The 15,032-nt window shown below is 70.7% G+C and carries 17 protein-coding genes; 16 read left to right on the plus strand and 1 reads right to left on the minus strand.

Annotated features, from left to right (window positions below):
• Nucleotides 1-41 precede the first annotated feature (41 nt).
• From sufC to LHA26_RS07805, 8 genes are read left to right on the plus strand one after another with little or no spacing between them, the layout of a single operon-like run.
• On the plus strand, nt 42-785 hold the full coding sequence (sufC, locus tag LHA26_RS07770) for a Fe-S cluster assembly ATPase SufC (protein WP_252168137.1): 744 nt from the start codon (nt 42-44) through the stop codon (nt 783-785).
• Nucleotides 782-1,870 carry a SufB/SufD family protein gene (locus LHA26_RS07775; RefSeq protein ID WP_252168138.1) on the plus strand — a complete coding sequence of 363 codons (1,089 nt, stop codon included), beginning with the start codon at nt 782-784 and terminating at the stop codon, nt 1,868-1,870. Before sufC ends, LHA26_RS07775 begins: the two co-directional genes overlap by 4 nt.
• The gene (locus tag LHA26_RS07780) at nt 1,867-3,093 is read left to right on the plus strand and encodes a cysteine desulfurase (protein ID WP_252168139.1); all 1,227 of its coding nucleotides are present in this window, start codon (nt 1,867-1,869) and stop codon (nt 3,091-3,093) included. The genes LHA26_RS07775 and LHA26_RS07780 overlap by 4 nt, the downstream gene beginning before the upstream one ends.
• Entirely contained in the window at nt 3,090-3,536 is a 447-nt protein-coding gene (locus tag LHA26_RS07785; RefSeq protein WP_252168140.1) for an SUF system Fe-S cluster assembly protein, read from the plus strand. The genes LHA26_RS07780 and LHA26_RS07785 overlap by 4 nt, the downstream gene beginning before the upstream one ends.
• Nucleotides 3,536-3,889: a HesB/IscA family protein gene (locus LHA26_RS07790; RefSeq protein WP_252168141.1), complete on the plus strand. Its 354-nt coding sequence runs from the start codon at nt 3,536-3,538 to the stop codon at nt 3,887-3,889. The genes LHA26_RS07785 and LHA26_RS07790 overlap by 1 nt, the downstream gene beginning before the upstream one ends.
• A gap of 53 nt (nt 3,890-3,942) precedes the next feature.
• Nucleotides 3,943-4,611, plus strand: a complete 669-nt coding sequence (locus LHA26_RS07795; RefSeq protein WP_252168142.1) for a pyrimidine 5'-nucleotidase — start codon at nt 3,943-3,945, stop codon at nt 4,609-4,611.
• A complete protein-coding gene (gene dapD, locus LHA26_RS07800) occupies nt 4,608-5,432 on the plus strand; it encodes a 2,3,4,5-tetrahydropyridine-2,6-dicarboxylate N-succinyltransferase (protein ID WP_252168143.1) in 825 nt (274 codons plus the stop codon). Before LHA26_RS07795 ends, dapD begins: the two co-directional genes overlap by 4 nt.
• The gene (locus tag LHA26_RS07805) at nt 5,432-6,187 is read left to right on the plus strand and encodes a glutaminyl-peptide cyclotransferase (RefSeq protein ID WP_252168144.1); all 756 of its coding nucleotides are present in this window, start codon (nt 5,432-5,434) and stop codon (nt 6,185-6,187) included. The genes dapD and LHA26_RS07805 overlap by 1 nt, the downstream gene beginning before the upstream one ends.
• Nucleotides 6,188-6,201: 14 nt before the next feature.
• Here the strand turns inward: LHA26_RS07805 and LHA26_RS07810 are convergent, their stop codons facing one another.
• A complete protein-coding gene (locus LHA26_RS07810; RefSeq protein WP_252168145.1) occupies nt 6,202-6,777 on the minus strand; it encodes a TlpA family protein disulfide reductase in 576 nt (191 codons plus the stop codon).
• 16 nt (nt 6,778-6,793) lie between these two features.
• Here LHA26_RS07810 and argH point away from each other — a divergent pair, with 16 nt between their 5' ends.
• The 8 genes from argH (at nt 6,794) to LHA26_RS07850 (ending at nt 15,032) form a co-directional block, all read left to right on the plus strand.
• Complete coding sequence (argH, locus tag LHA26_RS07815; protein ID WP_252168146.1) at nt 6,794-8,170, plus strand: argininosuccinate lyase; 1,377 nt, start codon at nt 6,794-6,796, stop codon at nt 8,168-8,170.
• Entirely contained in the window at nt 8,167-8,412 is a 246-nt protein-coding gene (locus LHA26_RS07820; RefSeq protein ID WP_252168147.1) for a hypothetical protein, read from the plus strand. Before argH ends, LHA26_RS07820 begins: the two co-directional genes overlap by 4 nt.
• An 11-nt stretch (nt 8,413-8,423) precedes the next feature.
• On the plus strand, nt 8,424-9,695 hold the full coding sequence (lysA, locus tag LHA26_RS07825; protein WP_252168148.1) for a diaminopimelate decarboxylase: 1,272 nt from the start codon (nt 8,424-8,426) through the stop codon (nt 9,693-9,695).
• Nucleotides 9,696-9,709: 14 nt separating this feature from the next.
• A complete protein-coding gene (gene galU / locus LHA26_RS07830) occupies nt 9,710-10,579 on the plus strand; it encodes a UTP--glucose-1-phosphate uridylyltransferase GalU (RefSeq protein WP_252168149.1) in 870 nt (289 codons plus the stop codon).
• 97 nt (nt 10,580-10,676) lie between these two features.
• Nucleotides 10,677-11,444 carry a precorrin-2 dehydrogenase/sirohydrochlorin ferrochelatase family protein gene (locus LHA26_RS07835; RefSeq protein WP_252168150.1) on the plus strand — a complete coding sequence of 256 codons (768 nt, stop codon included), beginning with the start codon at nt 10,677-10,679 and terminating at the stop codon, nt 11,442-11,444.
• A gap of 31 nt (nt 11,445-11,475) precedes the next feature.
• Nucleotides 11,476-11,871 (plus strand): peptide-methionine (R)-S-oxide reductase MsrB, encoded by a 396-nt coding sequence (gene msrB / locus LHA26_RS07840; protein ID WP_437441241.1) that lies wholly within the window; start codon nt 11,476-11,478, stop codon nt 11,869-11,871.
• A gap of 81 nt (nt 11,872-11,952) precedes the next feature.
• Complete coding sequence (locus tag LHA26_RS07845; RefSeq protein ID WP_252168152.1) at nt 11,953-12,768, plus strand: APH(3') family aminoglycoside O-phosphotransferase; 816 nt, start codon at nt 11,953-11,955, stop codon at nt 12,766-12,768.
• Nucleotides 12,769-12,944: 176 nt separating this feature from the next.
• Nucleotides 12,945-15,032 carry a transglycosylase domain-containing protein gene (locus LHA26_RS07850; RefSeq protein WP_252168153.1) on the plus strand — a complete coding sequence of 696 codons (2,088 nt, stop codon included), beginning with the start codon at nt 12,945-12,947 and terminating at the stop codon, nt 15,030-15,032.

Below are 15,032 nucleotides of genomic sequence, written 5' to 3' on the forward strand. Positions count from 1 at the left end.
ATGGCGCTTGCCCCCGCGCGGCAAGCCGAAGGGAAGAGCAGATGCTGAAGATCGAAGACCTGCGCGCCGAAGTCGATGGCAAGGAAATTCTCAAGGGGCTGAGCCTCGAGGTGAAGGCCGGCGAGGTGCACGCGATCATGGGGCCGAACGGCGCCGGCAAGTCCACGCTCGGCTATGTGCTGGGCGGCCGCGACGGCTATGAGGTGACGGGCGGCACGGCCCATCTCGACGGCGTCGATCTGCTCGCGATGGAGCCCTATGAGCGCGCCGCCGCCGGCCTCTTCCTGGGCTTCCAATATCCGGTCGAGATCCCCGGCGTGTCCAACGTCCAGTTCCTGCGCGAGGCGCTCAACGCGCAGCGCCGGCTGCGCGACGAGGCGCCGCTGTCGGGCGGCGATTTCCTCAAGCGCGCCCGCGCCGAGGCCGATGCGCTCGGGCTCGACGCGGAGATGCTCAAGCGGCCGGTGAATGTCGGCTTCTCGGGCGGCGAGAAGAAGCGCAACGAGATGGTGCAGATGGGCATCATCGATCCGCGTCTCGCGATCCTCGACGAGACGGACAGCGGCCTCGACATCGACGCGCTGCGCGTGGTGGGCGAGGGCATCAACCGCATCATGCGCCGGCCCGACAAGGCGGTGCTGCTGATCACCCATTATCAGCGGCTGCTCGATTATGTCGCGCCCGATGTCGTCCATGTGCTCGCCGGCGGCCGCATCGTGCGGACCGGCGGCCCCGAACTCGCCCATGCGCTGGAGCGCGAGGGCTATCAGGGCGTGCTCGCATGAGCGCGCTGGCGCTGCCGGCCCGCGCCGAGGAGGCGTGGCGCTGGGCCGATCTGAGCGGGCTGCCGGCGCTGGCCGAGGCGCGGCCGAGCGGCCGGACGCCGCCGGCGTCGGACTGGCTGCTGGAGGGCGCGGGGCCGCGCCTCGTGTTCGTGGACGGCGTGCTGGACGCGGCCGCCTCGCGCCCCGCCGGGCTCGCGATCGGGCCGGTTTCGGCGGTGAGCGGCCATGCGCTCGGTCAGCTGACGCGCGGCGCGACCGGCTGGACGCTGACGCTCGCCGCCGATGCCGCGCCCGCCGGGCCGATCGAGATCGTGCATCTCGGCTCGGGCGGCGCCAGCCATGTGCCCGCCGAGATCCGCCTCGCCGATGGCGCGCAGGCGAGCCTGGTGGAGAGCTTCGCCGGGCACGGCTGGGCCAATCGCTTCACCGCGATCCGCCTTGGCCAGGGCGCGCGCCTGATGCGCGCGGTGCGGATCGCGCAGGCGGACGGCTTCGTCTCGCTGCGCGACGAGGCGCAGCTGGGCGCGGGGGCGAGCCTCGTCACCGTCGCGCTCGGCGCGGGCGGGGGCGATCTCCGCTTCGATGCCGAGGTGACGCTCGGCGCGCCCGAGGCCTTTGCCGAGGTGGGCGGCGCGCTGCTCACGCGCGGGCGCCAGCGCCAGGAGGCGGCGGTGGTGCTGCGCCATGCCGCGGCCGCCGGGCAGAGCCGGCAGACCTGGCGCGCCGTCGCCGCGGATCAGGCGGTCGCCAGCCTCGCGGCGCGGGTGGAGGTCGCGCGCGACGCGCAGCAGACCGATGGCGAGCAATCGCTGCGCGGCCTGTTGCTGGATCGCACCGCGACGATCAACCTCAAGCCCGAGCTTGAAATCTTCGCCGATGACGTGAAGTGCGCGCATGGCGCGACGGTGGGCGAGCTGGATGCGCAGGCGCTCTTCTACTGCCAGAGCCGCGGCATTCCCCGCGCCCGCGCGCGCGGCCTCCTGACCCGCGCCTTCGTGGCCGACGCGCTCGATCGGATCGGCGAGGCGGCGGTGCGCGAGGCCTTCCGGGCCGATGCCGAGGCCTGGCTGGAGGCGGCGCTATGACCGTGACCGAGGCCGTGACCGAGGCCGATCGCCCGCTCGATCTCGTCGCGGACTTTCCCGCCATTCCCGCCGGCTGGGCCTATCTCGACACCGCCGCGACGGCGCAGAAGCCGCGTCCGGTGATCGAGGCGATCACCCGTGCCTATGGCGAAACCTACGCCACCGTGCATCGCGGCGTCTATCAGCGCTCGGCCGACATGACGCTGGCCTATGAGGCGGCGCGGCGGCGGGTGGCGCGCTTCATCGGCGCCGGCGCCGAGTCCGAGATCGTGTTCGTGCGCGGGGCCACCGAGGCGATCAACCTCGTCGCGCAATGCTGGGCGGCGGTGCAGCTCAAGCCGGGCGATCGCATCCTGCTGAGCCAGCTCGAGCATCACTCCAACATCGTGCCGTGGCAGCTGGCCGCCGAAAAGACGGGCGCGGTGATCGACGTGTGCCCGCTCACCGCCGACGGCCGGATCGATCTGGACGCGGCCGAGCGGATGCTGACCCCGGCGCACAAGCTGGTGGCGCTCGCCCATGTCTCCAACGTGCTCGGCTCGGTGCTCGATGTGCGCCGCGCCGCCGCGCTGGCGCATGGCGTCGGCGCCAAGCTGCTCGTCGATGGCTGCCAGGCGGTCGCGCGGCTGGCGGTGGACGTGACCGCGCTGGATTGCGACTTCTACGCCTTTTCCGGCCACAAGCTGTACGGCCCCACCGGGATCGGCGTGCTGTGGGCGCGCGCCGCGCTGCTGGAGGCGATGCCGCCCTATCAGGGCGGCGGATCGATGATCGATACGGTCAGCTTCGCGCGCACCACCTATTTGCCGGCGCCCGCGCGCTTCGAGGCGGGGACGCCGCATATCGTCGGCGCGCTCGGGCTGCACGCCGCGATCGACTATGTCGAGGCGATCGGGCTCGATCGCATCCATGCGCATGAATCGGCGCTGGTGGCCGAGGCGCGCGCCGCGCTGGGCCGCATGAACATCGTGCGGCTGTTCGGGCCGGCCGACTCGGCGGGCATCGTCAGCTTCGCGGTCGAGGGGGTGCATCCCCATGATGTCGGCACCATATTGGACGAGGGTCGGGTGGCGATCCGCGCCGGGCATCATTGCGCGCAGCCCTTGATGGCGGCGCTCGGCGTGCCGGCGACGGCGCGGGCGAGCTTCGGCGTGTATAACGGCCCGGCGGACATCGCCGCGCTGGTCGATGGTATCGAGCGGGTAGCGAGGATTTTCGGGTGAGCGACGTGCAGGTCGAGGAATTGGGCGCCGCGCCCGACAAGCCGCAACGGCCGCGGCTGAGCGATGCCGATGTCCGCCAGCCGGACTATCTGGACGGCTTTCTGCGTCAGCAGGCGCCGCCGCTGGCGCCGGGCGAGCCGGGCGGCACGCTGTATGACGGGGTGATCGACGCGCTCAAGGATATCTACGATCCCGAGATCCCGGTGAACATCTATGATCTCGGCCTGGTCTATGGGGTCGATGTGGCGGGCGATCATGTCGCGGTGACGATGACGCTGACGACGCCGCATTGCCCCGTGGCCGAGAGCATGCCGGGCGAGGTGGAGCTGCGCGTGGCGCAGGTGCCCGGCGTCGCCACCGCCGAGGTCAATCTCGTCTGGGATCCGCCCTGGGATCCGCAGAAGATGTCGGACGAGGCCAAGCTCGAACTGGGGATGCTCTGATGACCACCCGCACCCGCCAGCGCCCGGCCGCGCTGCTGCTCACCCCTGCGGCCGAGGCGCGGATCGCCTTGCTGATGGCGCGCGCGCCCGAGGATGCGATCGGCGTCAAGCTGTCCACGCCGCGCCGCGGCTGTTCGGGCCTCGCCTATTCGGTGGACTATGTCGCCTCGGCCGATCCGCTGGACGAGCGGATCGAGACGGCGGGCGGCAGCTTCTTCGTCGATGCCGGATCGATCCTCTATCTGATCGGCTCGACCATGGACTGGCGCGAGGATGATTTCACCGCCGGTTTCGTGTTCGAGAACCCCAATGCCAAGGGCAGCTGCGGCTGCGGCGAGAGCTTCATGGTGTGAGCCTCTGTTCGGCGCTTGCCAGCGCGCGCCGAACAGACGAAAAGCGCGGCCCCATGCACCCCGCGCTCGCCCATGTCGAAGCCTGGATCTTCGATCTCGACAACACGCTCTATCCGGCCAGCGCCGATCTGTTCGGGCAGATCGACAAACGCATGACGGCCTATGTGGCGCGCACCCTGGGGCTGGACGAGGCCTCGGCCTATGCGGTGCAGAAGCGCTTCTTCCAGGAGCATGGCACCACGCTGAGCGGGCTGATGCGCCAGCATGCGGTGGACCCGCACGAATTCCTCGCCGATGTCCATGCGATCGAGCTGGACGCGATCGCCGAGGATCGGCGCCTCGCGCGGCTGATCGCGCAGCTGCCCGGCCGCAAGCTCGTCTTCACCAATGGCGACGAACCCTATGCGCGCCGCGTGCTCGGGAAGCTCGGCCTCTCCGAGACGTTCGAGGCGATCCACGATATCCACGCCTGCGCCTATCGGCCCAAGCCCGATCCCTCGGCCTATGCGGGCTTTTGCGCCGCGCAGAAGGTGGATCCGCGCCGCGCCTGCTTTGTCGAGGACATGGCCCGCAACCTCAAGCCCGCCAAGGCGATCGGCATGGCGACCGTGTGGATCGACAATGGCTCCGAACAGGGCCACGACGCCGATCGCAGCTTTATCGACTTCACCATCACCGATCTGGCCGACTGGCTGCACGAACTTCTGGGAGACGCCGCGTGACCGAGCTTGCCGCCACCATCGAGGCCGCCTGGGAGGCGCGCGAGGATCTCGGCCTGGCCACCACCGGTCCGGTCCGCGCGGCGGTGGAGGAGGCGCTGGCCGGCCTCGATTCGGGCCGCTTCCGCGTGGCGGAGCGCGACGCCGACGGCCATTGGGCGGTGCACCAGTGGCTGAAGAAGGCGGTGCTGCTGTCCTTCCGGCTGAACGACAATGAGCGCATCATGGGCGGCTCGGCGGGCGGCCCCGCCTTCGACAAGGTGCCCTCCAAATTCGCCCATTGGGACGAGACCGAGTTCCGCGCCGCCGGTTTCCGCGCGGTGCCGGGCGCGATCGTGCGGCGGGGCGCGCATATCGGACGCGGTGCGGTGCTGATGCCGAGCTTCGTCAACATCGGCGCCTATGTGGGCGAGGGCACGATGGTGGACACCTGGGCGACGGTGGGCAGCTGCGCCCAGATCGGGCGCAACGTGCATCTGTCCGGCGGCGCCGGCATCGGCGGCGTGCTGGAGCCGCTCCAGGCCAATCCGGTGGTGATCGAGGATGGCTGCTTCATCGGCGCCCGCGCCGAGGTGGCGGAAGGCGTGATCGTGCGCGAGGGGGCGGTGCTCTCGATGGGCGTCTATCTCGGCGCCTCGACCAAGATCGTCGACCGCGCGACCGGCGTGGTGCGGCGCGGCGAGGTGCCGCCCTATGCGGTGGTGGTGCCCGGCACGCTGCCCGATCCCAAGGGCGGCCCCAGCCTCTATTGCGCGGTCATCGTCAAGACCGTGGACGCGCAGACGCGCGCCAAGACCGGCATCAACGAGCTGCTGCGCGACTGATGCGCCGGCTGGCCGCCCTGCTGCTCGCAGCCTGGCTGGCGCCCGCCGCGCCGGCGGCGCTGCCGATCGATCACGCCATGCCGATCGCCAGCTTCCCGCACGATCCCGGCGCCTTCACCGAGGGCCTCTTCTACAAGGACGGCCGCTTCTACGAGAGTACGGGGCTGGTCGGCCGGTCGACGATCCGGCTGGTCGATCCCGAGACCGGCGTCGTCCGGCGCAGCGTGACGGTGCCGCCGCCCGATTTCGGCGAAGGCATCGTCGCCTGGGGCAAGCAGCTGATCAGCCTCACCTGGCGCGGCGGCGTCGGCTATCGCTGGACGCTCGACGGCTTCCGCAAGCTCGGCCAGTGGCACTATCCGGGGGAAGGCTGGGCGCTGACCAGCGATGGCCGCCACCTCATCATGTCGGACGGCACCGCGACGCTGCGCCTGCTCGATCCCAAGACGCTGCGCGAGACGGGCCGCATCGCCGTCACCGCCGAGGGCGCGCCGCTCTCGCAGCTCAACGAGCTGGAATATGTCGATGGCGAGATTCTCGCCAATATCTGGCTGACCGACATGATCGCGCGGATCGATCCGGCGACCGGCCATGTGGTGGGCTGGATCGACGTATCGGGGCTGCGCGCGCGCGCGCATGCGGCCGATCCCGACGCCGTACCCAACGGCATCGCGTGGGACAAGGCGCGGCGGCGGCTGTTCGTGACGGGCAAGAACTGGCCGCTGCTGTTCCAGATCGCGCCGCCCAAGGGCTGAGCGCGGGCGGCCGCTCAGCGCGCCTCGGCGAGCAACGCGGCGGCCTCGCGGCTGGTCCAGTCCTTGCCGCCGGTCAGCCGCCACACTTCCTTGCCGCGCGCGTCGAACAAGATGGTGGTGGGCAGCACATCGGCCTGCAGCGCCGTCATCAGCCCCATGCGCGAATCGGTGAAGGGCACCAGCGCCTTATATCCCTTCTGCCGCCAGAAGGGGGCGACCTGCTTGTCGCCGCCGCTATCCTGGCTGATCGCCACCACGGCCAGGCCGCCGGGCGCGTGCGCGGCGAGCGCGTCGAGCGTCGGCAATTCCTTGATGCAGGGGCCGCACCAAGTCGCCCAAAGATTGAGCAGCACCGGCTTGCCGCGATAGGCGCCGAGCGTGGCCGGGGCGCCGCCAGGCGCGGCGAAGGGCAGCGCCGGCAGCGCCATGCCCTTGTGGCTGCGATCCAGATGGCTGCCCTCCGGGCCGGCGGCGGGCGCCGGGCCGGTGGTGGTCGGGGCGGCTTGCTCCGCCGGTGGCTTGGCTTTATCGCAGCCGGCGACCAGCGCCAGCACGGCCATCAGCGGGAGACAGGCGATCAGCGAGCGCACGACGAGCTCCAATCAGATGTGGGGCGGGCGCTTCGCCGAAGGCCCGGCCGCGGTGATGCGCGAGATCAACGCTTCGATCCCGTTCGACAAGAGGCTTTGGCGGCAGGACATAGCCGGCTCCAAGGCGCATGTCGCCATGCTTGGCGCGCAGGGCATCGTTTCGCCGGAGGATGCCGCCCGCATCGCCGACGGGCTCGATCGCGTCGCCGCCGTCTATGCCGCCGAGGGCGTGCCGGAGGATCTCGCGCTCGAGGATATCCATATGGCGACCGAGAGCCGGCTCGCCGAGGAGATCGGCGCGGTTGCCGGGCGGCTCCACACCGCGCGCTCGCGCAACGATCAGGTGGCAACCGATTTCCGCCTCTGGGTGCGCGACGCGATCGATGCGGTGGATGCGGGGCTGAAGGCGCTCCAGACGGCGCTGGTGGCGCGCGCCGACGCGCATGCCGCCACCGTGATGCCGGGCTATACGCATTTGCAGGCGGCGCAGCCGGTCACGCTCGGCCATCACCTGCTCGCCTATTACGAGATGGTGCGCCGCGATCGCTCGCGCTTCCGCGATGCGCGCGCGCGGCTCAACGAATGCCCGCTCGGCGCCGCCGCGCTGGCGGGCACCGGCTTTCCGATCGATCGCCGCGCCACCGCCGCCGCGCTCGGGTTCGACCGGCCGACCGCCAATTCGCTCGATTCGGTGTCGGACCGCGATTTCGCGCTCGATTATCTGATGGCGGCGGCGCAGGCATCGCTGCACCTGTCGCGGCTGGCCGAGGAGATCGTGCTCTGGGCCTCGCAGCCCTTCGGCTTTGTCCGCCTGCCCGACCAATGGTCGACCGGCTCGTCGATCATGCCGCAGAAGCGCAACCCGGACGCGGCCGAGCTGGTGCGCGGCCATGCCGGCCGCATCACCGGCTGCCTGACCGCGCTGATGATCACGATGAAGGGCCTGCCGCTCGCCTATTCCAAGGATATGCAGGACGACAAGCCGCCCGTGTTCGAGGCGCATGATCTGCTCGCCCTGTCGATCGCGGCGATGACGGGGATGATCGAGACGCTCGATTTCCGGCCCGAGCGGATGCGCGCCGCCGCCGAGGCCGGTTTCATCACCGCCACCGATCTGGCCGACCGGCTGGTGCGCGTGGCGGGCGTCCCCTTCCGCGAGGCGCACCACATCACCGGCGCGGCGGTCAAGCTGGCGGAGCAGCAGGGCTGCGCCTTGTCCGATTTGTCGCTGGAGGCGCTGCAGGCCATCGATCCGCGCATCGATGAAGGCGTGCAGGCCGCGCTCTCGATCGATGCCTCGGTCGCCGCACGCGCCAGCGAGGGCGGCACTGCGCCCGAGCGCGTGCGCGAGGCGGTGGCGCGCGCCCGCGCGGCGCTGGAGGCGGGCGCGTGAGCCGGCGCGTCGCCCTCGCCGCGCTGCTGGCGCTCGCCGTCGCCGGCTGCGGCAAGAAGGATGTGCTGCGCCCGGTCGCGGGCCAGCCCCTGCCGGTCAAGCCCGCGACCGCGCCGAGCCAGCCGAGCGCGGCGGCGCTGCTCACCCCCAATGCGCAGAGCCGGCCGCTGCGCTTCAACGAGCTGGTGAGCAAGAGCAAGCGGCTGGACGCCGATCGCTTCGACCTGCCGCCGCCGCGCTGAGGCCCGACCCGATGGATCATTTCACCCTGCGCGACGGCGTGCTCCACGCCGAGGACGTGTCGCTCGTCCGCCTCGCCGAGGCGGTAGGGACCCCCGCCTATGTCTATTCCACCGCCACGATCCGCCGCCACGCGCGGGTGTTCGCGGACGCGGTGGCGGGGCTGGGCCGCGGCGCGCCGCTGATCGCCTTCGCGGTCAAGGCCAATCCCAATGTGGCGGTGCTCAGCCTGCTCGCCGGGCTCGGCTATGGCGCCGATGTCGTGTCGGGCGGCGAACTGCGCCGGGCGCGGCGCGCCGGCATCGCGCCGGAGAAGATCGTCTTTTCCGGCGTCGGCAAGACCGAGGCGGAAATGGCGTTCGCGCTCGAGGAGGGGATCGGCCAGTTCAACCTCGAATCGGAGGAGGAGGCGGCGCTGCTCTCGCAGGTGGCGAGCCGGATGGGCCGCACGGCGCCGGTCGCCTTCCGCGTCAATCCCGATGTCGATGCCGGCACCCACGCCAAGATCTCGACGGGCCGGTCCGAGAACAAGTTCGGCATTCCCTATGACAGCGCGCCGGCCGCCTATGCGCGCGTCGCGGCGCTGCCGGGCCTCGCGGTGCGCGGTGTCGCCGTCCATATCGGCAGCCAGCTCACCGATCTCGCGCCGCTGGAGCGCGCCTTCGCCAAGATCGGCGCGCTGGTGGCCGCGCTGCGCGCCGACGGCCATGCCATCGCCTATGCCGATCTCGGGGGCGGGCTGGGCGTGCCCTATGATCCGGACCGCCCCGCGCCGCCGAGCCCCGCCGCCTATGGCGCGATGGTGGCGCGCGTGACGCAAGGCTGGGACGTGCAGCTGCTGTTCGAGCCGGGCCGGCTGATCGTGGGCAATGCGGGCATTCTGCTCACCCGAGTCATTCGGGTGAAACCGGGCGCTTCTACCCCCTTCGTCATTGTCGACGCCGGGATGAACGATCTGATGCGCCCCGCCTTGTACGATGCCTGGCACGCGATGCGCGCGGTAACGCCCCGCGGCGACCTGTTCAGCGCCAATATCGTCGGGCCGGTGTGCGAAACGGGCGATACCTTCGCCACCGAACGCCGCATGGACCGGGTGGAAGGAGGCGATCTGGTCGCCTTCCTCACCGCCGGCGCCTATGGCGCGACCATGGCGAGCACCTATAACAGCCGCCCGCTGACCCCGGAAATTTTGGTGAATGGGCCAGAATGGGCGACGATTCGCGCCCGCCAGACAATCGAGGCGTTGATCGACGCTGATATAATGCCACAATGGACGCACCCGTAACGACAGGAGCAGTAATGGCGAAAGCGGTACGCAAGGCGGTCTTCCCGGTGGCGGGGTTCGGAACGCGGTTCCTTCCCGCGACCAAGGCCGTTCCCAAGGAATTGCTGCCGATCGTCGACAAGCCGCTCATCCAATATGCGGTGGATGAGGCGCTGGCGGCGGGGATCGAGCAGATGATCTTCGTCACCGGACGCGGCAAGGGCGCGATCGAGGATTATTTCGACACGGCCTTCGAGATCGAGGCCGATCTCGTCGCCAAGAACAAGAAGGACATTCTCGAGCTGGTCGGCAAGACGCGGCTCGGGCCGGGCGAGGCGGCGTTCGTCCGCCAGCAGAAAATGTCGGGTCTCGGCCATGCCGTGTGGTGCGCGCGCCATCTGACCGGCGACGAGCCCTTCGCGGTGCTGCTGCCGGACGAACTGCTCTGGAACCCGGCCAAGCCCTGCCTGTCGCAGATGATGGACACCTACGACGCCAAGGGCGGCAGCGTGATCGCCGTGGTGGACGTGCCCAAGGCGCACACCAAGCGCTACGGCATCGTCGATCCCGGCGCGGTCGAGGGCGCGGCGATCGAGGTGAAGGGCTTTATCGAGAAGCCCGATCCCGAAAGCGCGCCGTCGACGCTCGCGGCGGTCGGCCGGTACATTCTGGATCCCGAGGTCATGCGCCTGCTCGAGACGCAGGAACATGGCGCCGGCGGCGAGATCCAGCTCACCGATGCGCTTGCCAAGCTGATCGGCCAGCAGGCCTTCCACGCCCATGTGTTCGAGGGCGCGCGCCACGATTGCGGCGAGAAGCTGGGCTTCATCCAGGCCAATATCGCGCTCGCGCTGGAGCGGGACGATGTCGGCCCCGGCCTCCGGGACTATCTGAAGACGCTCTGATCCGTCTTCCTCGCCACGATCGATAAGCCAGGACCGTCCATGGATGGTCCTGGCTTTTTGCCGTGCGGGGCGCTTGGCGCTTGGCTATGCCGGGCCGATGCACAGCCTGCCCCTCTTCGTCCGCCTCGCGGGACGCCCGGTGATCGTGCTCGGCCAGGGCGAGGCCGCCGAGGCCAAGCGCCGCCTGCTCCGCCGCGCCGGCGCCGAGCCGGCGGAGGAAGGCGCGCCCGCCGCGCTCGCCATCGTCGCGATCGAGGAGCCGGCGGCGGCCGAGGCGGCGGTGGCGCGGCTGCGCGCGCGGGGCATTCTGGTGAACGCGGTCGACCGGCCTGCCTTGTGCGATTTCACCCTGCCCGCGATCGTCGATCGCGATCCGCTGCTGATCGCGATCGGCACCGGGGGCGCCTCGGCCGGGCTCGCCAAGGCTCTGCGGCAGAGGCTGGAGGCCTGGCTGCCGGCGGGGCTGGGCGGGCTTGCCCGCGCGCTCCATGCCGCCCGGCCGGTGCTGCGCGCGCGCCTGCCGGACGCGGCCGATCGACGCCGCGCGATCGATGCCGCGCTCGCGCCCGGCGGCCCGCTCGATCCGCTGGCGGATCCGCCCGTCGACGCCGTTCACGCCTGGGCGGCGGGGGCGGAGGCCGTGCCGGCCGCGCGGATCGAGACGGTGACGGTCGATTCGCCCGATCCCGATGCGCTCACGCTGCGCGCGGCGCGGCTGCTTGGCCAGGCCGACTGGATCTGCCACGCGGCCGACATGCCGCCCGCGCTGCTTGATCGCGCCCGCGCCGATGCCGCGCGCCATGCCGCGCCCGAGCCGCCGGCGGACGCATCCGGGCTGGTGGTGCGGCTGGTCTGGGCGGATTGACGGTGGCGCCGCGCCTCCCCATCTCCCGCGCATGGACGACATGCGGAAACTCGACGAGGCGCAGTGGCGCGAGCGGCTGACGCCAGAGCAATATCATATCCTCCGCGAGGCGGGCACCGAGCGCGCCTTTACCGGCCGCTACTGGAACAACCACGAGACCGGCGAATATCTCTGCGCCGCCTGCGGGGCCGAGCTGTTCGACAGCGACACCAAATATGATTCGGGCAGCGGCTGGCCGAGCTTCACCGCGCCGGTCGATCGCGCGGCGGTGGATGCGTTGGTCGATCGCAGCCATGGCATGGTGCGCACCGAAGTGCGCTGCGCGCGCTGCGACAGCCATCTCGGCCATGTCTTTCCGGACGGACCCGGCGCCGACGGGCTGCGCTTCTGCATCAATTCGGCATCGCTGCGGTTCGAGCCGCGCTGAACCGCTGCGGCAAGCCCCGAATTCACGCGGCGGCCGGCACGGCGTAGGCGTGGTGCCGGGGTCGGCAGGGAAGCGGGGCGGATGGACGAGGCGCGCGAGCGTGCGGTAACGGCGCCCTGGGTCCCGTCCTGCCTGGTGGAGCGGCTCGCCGGCCGGCGCTGGTTCCGCGATCAGGTGGGCGAGGCCGGCGCGGCGGTCTATCGGCTGCACGCCGCGCCGGGCGACGATCTCTATCTCAAACATGGCACCGACGCCTGCGCCGACGCGGTCACGGACGAGATGGCCCGGCTCGTCTGGCTCGCGCCGCGCATCGCGGTGCCGCGGCTGCGCCACTTCGTCCGCACCGAGCGCGAGGCGTGGCTGTTGACCGACGCCGTGCCGGGCCGCACCGCCTGGCAGCAACTCGCCGCCGCCCGTGACGCTTCCGAGCGCGCCGCGCTGGCGCGGCTGCTCGGCGGTGGCCTCGCCGCGTGGCACGCGCTGCCGGTGGGGGATTGTCCGTTCGACAGCGGCCATGGCCTGCGGCTCGGCCAGGCGCGCGCGCGGATGATCGCCGGCCTTGTCGACGAGGACGATTTCGCGCCCGAGCATCGCGGCTGGAGTGCCGCGCAGTTGTGGGAGGAAATGACGATGCTGGTGCCGACCGAGATCGAGCCGGTCGTCACCCATGGCGATTTCTCGCTCGACAATATCCTGATCGAGCAGGGGCGGATCAGCGGCTATATCGATGTCGGCCTGGCCGGGCGCGCCGATCGCTATCAGGATATCGCGATCCTGTGGCAAAGCCTTGGCGCGTTCGGCGACGCGGCGCGCGAGGCCTTTCTCGCCGCCTATGGCCTCGCCGCGCCCGATCCGGCCCGGCTCGCCTTCCATGGCTGCCTCGACGAATTCTTCTGAGCGCGGGAATTACGCGATCGTAATCTCCCCCGGCCGCCGGACGCTTGTGGGGCGCCGGTGGAGCGGCTAGCACCGGCACCTCCATGGCTCGCCCGATCCGTCAGACGCCGCCCGCAGAGCCGCCGACGCCGCCGCGATCGCGCCGTCGCGAACGGAGTCGCCTCGTGCGCCTTTTAATGACCGGGTTGAAGATCGGCCTTGGGCTGGCGGTGGTGGCGCTGGTCGCGCTCGCCGTGGCGGTGGGCGTGACGATGAGCTCGCTGCCCAGCTTCGATCAGCTCAAGACATCGCAGAACGGCCAGATGATTCGCGTGCACGCGCAGGATGGCACGGTGCTGGTGTCGCTCGGGCCGAGCTATGGCCAATGGCTGCGCTTCGATCAGATCCCGCAGGTGATGAAGGACGCGATGATCTCGGTCGAGGATCGCCGCTTCCGCTATCATCCCGGCGTCGATCCGATCGGCATTCTTCGCTCGGTCGAGGTGCGGGCGCAGCGCGGCCATTGGCGCCAGGGCGGCTCCACCATCACCCAGCAGCTGGCCCGCAACGTCTTCCTCACCAACAACAAGACCTGGTCGCGCAAGCTGCGCGAGGGCGTGGTGGCGCTGGCGCTGGAACGGCGCTTCTCGAAGGATCAGATCCTCGAGCTGTATCTGAACAAGGTCTATTTCGGCGGCGGCAGCTATGGCATCGATGCCGCCAGCCGCAAATTCTTCGGCCATGGCGCCGATCATCTCAGCCTCGCCGAGGCGGCGATCATCGCCGGCCTGGTCAAGGCGCCGTCCAACTATTCGCCCACCGCCGATGCCCAGGCCGCCGTGGGGCGCGCCGGCGTGGTGCTGGAGACGATGGTCGAGACGGGCGCGATCAGCCATGCCGAAGCCGCCGCCGCCAATCCCGAGGCGGTGCGCCTCGCGCCCGAGCCCAAGCAGAACAGCGTCCGCTATTTCACCGACTGGGCGCTGCCCCAGCTCGATACGCTGATCGACGACCAGACCGATCCGCTCGACGTCTGGACGACGCTGGACCTGAACATGCAGCGCTCGGCGGATCGCGCCATCCATGCCGATACGCCGGCGGGCCTGCAGGGCGCGCTGGTGGCGATGGAGCGCGACGGCGCGGTGCGCGCGATGGTGGGTGGCCGCGACTATATCGCCTCGATCTACAACCGCGCCACCCAGGCGCAGCGCCAGCCCGGATCGGCCTGGAAGCTGTTCGTCTATCTCGCGGCGATCGAGGCCGGCCACAAGCCGGACGAGGCGATCGTCGACGAACCGGTGACGATCAACGGCTGGAGCCCGCGCAACGACGAGCGCACCTATTCCGGCCAGATCAACATCCGCACCGCCTTCGCCTTCTCGCTCAACACCGTCGCCGCCAAACTGGGGCAGATGGTGGGCTTCGAGACGGTGGCCGATATGGCGCGGCGCTTCGGCATTACCACCCCGATCAACACCCATCCCTCGATGGTGCTGGGCACTTCGGACGTGCGGCTGATCGATATGGTGCGCGCCTTCGCCGAGATCGACAATCAGGGCGTGGCCGTCACCCCCTATGCGATCACCAAGGTGGTCGGCCCGGACAACCGCGTGCTCTACGAACATGCCGCGCCCGAGCCGCGCGTGCTGGTCGCGCCCTGGGTCGCCGCCGAGATGACCGATCTGCTGCAGACGGCGGTGAACACCGGCACGGCGCGCGCCGCGCAGATCGGCCGGCCGGTGGCGGGCAAGACGGGCACGACCTCGTCCAACAAGGATGGCTGGTTCCTGGGCTTCTCCTCCGGCCTGACCACGGGGATCTGGATGGGCCGCGACGATGCCCGGCCCAATCCCGGCCTCTATGGCGGCCGTGCGCCGGCGCACGCCTTTGCCGATTTCATGCGCGAGGCGGTGGCCAACCGCCCGGTCACCCCGTTCCAGACCGGCGTGACCCTGCCCGAATGGCAGCTCGAGCCCGATGACGAGGCCTATTATGGCGCGCCCGACAGCGGCATTCCCACGCTGGAGGGCAATGGCCAGGCGGTGATGCCCGAGCGGCCCGCCGACGGCACCGATGGCGATCCCGGCGCGCCCCTGCCGGATCCCTCGATCAGCAGCCCCGGTCGCCGCGCCCCGCGCGCCGCGCCGCCGCCGGCCGATGACGATGATTGGCAGGGCCCGCCGCCGCCGCCCGTGAACAACGGGCCGACCGGCGCGCATCTCGACGAGCGCTGGCTGGATTCGGTGCTCGGGCGGAATGCCGCGCCGCCGTCCGGGCGACGCTGA

Source organism: Sphingomonas morindae (assembly GCF_023822065.1).
Taxonomy (GTDB): domain Bacteria; phylum Pseudomonadota; class Alphaproteobacteria; order Sphingomonadales; family Sphingomonadaceae; genus Solisphingomonas; species Solisphingomonas morindae.

Coding starts and splice junctions, on each gene's coding strand:
- LHA26_RS07775 (WP_252168138.1), top strand. CDS start 782: ATGAGCGCGCTGGCGCTGCCGGCCCGCGCCGAGGAGGCGTGGCGCTGG.
- msrB (WP_437441241.1), top strand. CDS start 11,476: ATGGACGACATGCGGAAACTCGACGAGGCGCAGTGGCGCGAGCGGCTG.
- LHA26_RS07790 (WP_252168141.1), top strand. CDS start 3,536: ATGACCACCCGCACCCGCCAGCGCCCGGCCGCGCTGCTGCTCACCCCT.
- LHA26_RS07850 (WP_252168153.1), top strand. CDS start 12,945: ATGACCGGGTTGAAGATCGGCCTTGGGCTGGCGGTGGTGGCGCTGGTC.
- argH (WP_252168146.1), top strand. CDS start 6,794: ATGTGGGGCGGGCGCTTCGCCGAAGGCCCGGCCGCGGTGATGCGCGAG.
- LHA26_RS07780 (WP_252168139.1), top strand. CDS start 1,867: ATGACCGTGACCGAGGCCGTGACCGAGGCCGATCGCCCGCTCGATCTC.
- lysA (WP_252168148.1), top strand. CDS start 8,424: ATGGATCATTTCACCCTGCGCGACGGCGTGCTCCACGCCGAGGACGTG.
- galU (WP_252168149.1), top strand. CDS start 9,710: ATGGCGAAAGCGGTACGCAAGGCGGTCTTCCCGGTGGCGGGGTTCGGA.
- LHA26_RS07795 (WP_252168142.1), top strand. CDS start 3,943: ATGCACCCCGCGCTCGCCCATGTCGAAGCCTGGATCTTCGATCTCGAC.
- LHA26_RS07845 (WP_252168152.1), top strand. CDS start 11,953: ATGGACGAGGCGCGCGAGCGTGCGGTAACGGCGCCCTGGGTCCCGTCC.
- sufC (WP_252168137.1), top strand. CDS start 42: ATGCTGAAGATCGAAGACCTGCGCGCCGAAGTCGATGGCAAGGAAATT.
- LHA26_RS07805 (WP_252168144.1), top strand. CDS start 5,432: ATGCGCCGGCTGGCCGCCCTGCTGCTCGCAGCCTGGCTGGCGCCCGCC.
- LHA26_RS07835 (WP_252168150.1), top strand. CDS start 10,677: ATGCACAGCCTGCCCCTCTTCGTCCGCCTCGCGGGACGCCCGGTGATC.